Below are 3,585 nucleotides of genomic sequence, written 5' to 3' on the forward strand. Positions count from 1 at the left end.
TTTTTCTTTTCGTTTGCCGTTTCTCTCGAAGCGACTATGTAAGTATACCAAGCACACTACAGACTGTCAACGATTTTATTAAATTAATTTCAAATGTATTTTTCACCCCTTCTTACCAATGCTTCATTTAATATATTATCAATTATTAAGCCATTAAAAATACGTATATCCAGATACCCAGCTCCCTGAAAAAGATGAATTTGAATCACAAAAAGAATATTATTGATTTCTTCTCCTACTAGTCTTTACTCCCTCCTTAATCTTTAATGATTTTACGTCTTATCCTTGTTCAACTGTCTGCCTTTTATTCAATATAAAAGGAGCTGGTGATCAGCTCCCTAAGAATAATCCCTTTCCCCTTAATGCAAATCAATTTTAACCCTATCTAACTCAAAAGGAATATTAGAACTCAATGAACCCATATTAATTCTTATTACATAGTCATCTATATTGAAATCATTAATGTTACTAATGTCGAATGTAACTCTAAACCGTAAGTTATCTTTATTAATAACTTCAACTGAGTGCTTAACCGCCTCTTTATAAATATCCTTTTCTGATTCTTTCACAAGCGTGACATCATTACGAGCAAAGTCATGAAAAAACGTAAAATCTCGATTCATGTATTTCCCGTTATTTATTTGAAAATCGTAAGCAACAGTTTTATCACCAGTAGTGATTTTTTCCACTCCGACGATAATATCTTGCCTTTCTGCCTTTATTTCAATAGGCGTTGCATCATTTAATTGAATAAAATAGTCTGGTACGCTCAAAGCCACTTTAGGATAAACCTCGATATAACCAGTTTCTTCCTTTAATGATTGAGGAATAATACTTCTACCTTTAACAATAACTTTATCGTTCTCTTCACTTGTTTCTAGATCAATTCCGTCACTGGATATATTAATTTCTTTTCCCTGGTCATCATAAGCCTCTAGACGTACTTGATCATGTTTACCTTCAAGAGGAAATGTGGCTGTATAGTTAATTGCAGTTGAAGCTTTACCTTCAATAATTGAATCAAAATGAACATTTATTTTTGCATCCTCATTATTCGTACCTTTGTCAACAGTTACTGTCTCATAAGGTAATTGGTTTATAGGTACGTTGAATCTCCAACTTCCATCTTTTTCACCAATACTCTTGAATTCAAGTGGGAAAGAAGTTTCTGAAGGTAATTCTGTTTTTGGATAGCTTAATTGTATATGACCTATATAACCATTATCAGATGGCTCCATATAGACTATTTCTTTACTATCCGAAATACCATCTTTACCATCAAATATTTCATATAATCCTTGGATTCTTCCATCTTCCTCTGTTTTAATAGTTCCTTCCACAGAAAATGTAACCCCAATGACAGCTCCATCATAATAAGCACTTGTTATTGTTACATCCACACCCTTTGCACTAAAGGTGTGATTCAATTCTGTGATTAAATCTTGGGATTGTAAACTTCTCCCTACCACATCATTAAAAGCACTATACACATCACCTAACAACGGTACTTTTGCCAGTACGTGCGATAGTGTAGGAGAAATGAAGCTTGAAGAAACAATAATCGTTGCAGCAGCAACTATCGACCATACAATTTTTCTTGGAATCGATCTATTGTTAGTCGCATCCTGACTGGCACGTTTCTTTCCAGCTTTTATTGCCTCTAAAATCCCTTCTTTGGGTACTTCAATCTTCTCATATACTTCTTGCAAAGGTTTTTTCTCCATTATTTTTCATTCCTCCTAACAGTTTTTTTAATTGTACTTTTCCTCTACTTAAATACGTTTTCACCGTATTTTCAGGTATGTTCATTACTTTAGCTACATCACTTATAGGGAGATCATGAAAATAGAAAAGAATAATAGCATTTTTGTGTTTTTCCTTTAACCTACTAACCGCCTCTATTAAATCTAGGTCCTCTACTCTTTTTTCCCTTTTCTCTTCAGTAACCTCAACCATTTCGTTCGAAGGCCATTCTTTGTTTCTCTTTTTTACTACTTCATACGAACAATTTAAAAGAATTTTTGTTAACCAAGTTAAAAAGAACTTTTCATTTTTTAATTGTCCAATGGATAAAAACGCTTTGTAAGATGCCTCTTGGACAATATCCAACGCATCCTCGCGATTCCGAACATATACATACGCTGTCCTGTACAATTGATCCCCATGTAAAACAAGCAGTTCCTCTAAACAATCCTTATTTCCTTTAATCGCCTTTTTAATCAGTTTAAGTTCATTCACCAAATTGACCTCCTCTCTGCCTATTAGAGTGAAATTAGTATACAGAAGTTTCAACTTTTTGTTTTGCCTTCGGAAAAAGTTATCTCAACATAAAAAAAGAGCGTCTTATGACGGCTCTTCTAATATAAATTATAATTTTAGATTAAGAATAAGCTTCTTTAAAGACAGCTCTGATATCGCGCTGATACGGGATGACTAAAGAATATACTCTTTCCTTCGTTCTGCTAGTCCGCATATTTAGCGTTTTGGAATTTATACGAACTGGAGCTTATTTTTTATAGCTGTATGTTTCCAAATAAAGAGACCGTCAAAATTAGTGTTGTTAAGGTACCGGCCGACATTAAGGTTATTATTTTGAATCGATCTTTATTATTTTCTTTCAAAAGTTCTAGTGACAACGTACTCCAAATAATTATAGACACTATAGCTATGACTACAATAATACCTGAAGACATATTTTTTGCTCCTTCTAATTAAACATTACTAATGTTATAGAGTTTTTTAGCTCATTAGAAACAGAGTACCTGTTAACTCAATAAGTTACTTTTCAATCGAATTGATTCCAGGATACAATCTCCACATCCTTAATTTGAACCTCTCCAAGACTTAATAAATGGGGAATGTATGCAAAAAGACCAAATCCGTTACCCTTTTCATTTTCAACTTTGTAATAGTCTAGTGATGCTGAAGGTAATTCTTTTAGTTCTTTATAAGTCTCAATATGCAATAACTTAATTTCACCTTCATTAATATTCATAGCTGGACCCTTGTACTTCTCTTTTGTATAAAAATATATAGCATTCGTATTATTTGTTAATCTTTCAATTGGAATTTTAAAAAATCGTTGTTTTTCTTTAGTTTTGATTCCTAAACATGTAAGAGCTTCATAAACGTAATAGGGGTTTAGAGGTATAAAATGAATAACATCATTCCATAAACAATTAAGTTTAGGAATTTGTCTTTTAAGCAATTTTAATCTATCAGGGTGACTACAATACTTTTTCGTATATTTCTTATACAAATGAGGAGAAATTTCACTTAAAGCATTCAAAGGTATCAGTTTGTCGCCAATCATCTCTTTAGGTACCATATGATATATATATTCTTGCATTCTGGCACCTCCACATCTAATTATGTACACTTCGACAATAGCCCCACATTCTCCTTTTTAATTTCCGTTTTGATTTAAGTTATACAACATATAAACACATCTTATTTCGAGTATTAGTACCTAACTGTAAAAGTGTCCTTTGAATTTACTGAAAATGTATCACTATTTTTTGACGATCTTACACCTTAGCCTCTCCAAAAACGGAAGATACTGTAGTGAAGGGGTTTTTCATTTCG

3 protein-coding genes are annotated in these 3,585 nt (G+C 32.6%); all 3 read right to left on the reverse strand.

Annotation, left to right across the window (positions count from 1 at the left end):
* Positions 1 to 359 precede the first annotated feature (359 nt).
* The 3 genes from WYK_RS05860 to WYK_RS05875 all read right to left on the reverse strand — a co-directional run bounded on the left by WYK_RS05860 (position 360) and on the right by WYK_RS05875 (position 3,349).
* The gene (locus WYK_RS05860; protein WP_040373631.1) at positions 360 to 1,724 is read right to left on the reverse strand and encodes a DUF4179 domain-containing protein; all 1,365 of its coding nucleotides are present in this window, start codon (positions 1,722 to 1,724) and stop codon (positions 360 to 362) included.
* A complete protein-coding gene (locus WYK_RS05865) occupies positions 1,693 to 2,238 on the reverse strand; it encodes a sigma-70 family RNA polymerase sigma factor (protein WP_040373632.1) in 546 nt (181 codons plus the stop codon). The genes WYK_RS05860 and WYK_RS05865 overlap by 32 nt, the downstream gene beginning before the upstream one ends.
* A gap of 547 nt (positions 2,239 to 2,785) precedes the next feature.
* Positions 2,786 to 3,349: a hypothetical protein gene (locus tag WYK_RS05875; RefSeq protein WP_040373634.1), complete on the reverse strand. Its 564-nt coding sequence runs from the start codon at positions 3,347 to 3,349 to the stop codon at positions 2,786 to 2,788.
* Positions 3,350 to 3,585: the final 236 nt, after the last annotated feature.

The sequence above is a fragment of the Peribacillus psychrosaccharolyticus ATCC 23296 genome, from assembly GCF_000305495.1.
Classification (GTDB): Bacteria; Bacillota; Bacilli; order Bacillales; family DSM-1321; genus Peribacillus; species Peribacillus psychrosaccharolyticus.

Bases quoted from the DNA above. Each gene is read 5' to 3' on its own strand.
- WYK_RS05875 (WP_040373634.1), bottom strand. From the start codon at position 3,349: ATGCAAGAATATATATATCATATGGTACCTAAAGAGATGATTGGCGAC.
- WYK_RS05860 (WP_040373631.1), bottom strand. From the start codon at position 1,724: ATGGAGAAAAAACCTTTGCAAGAAGTATATGAGAAGATTGAAGTACCC.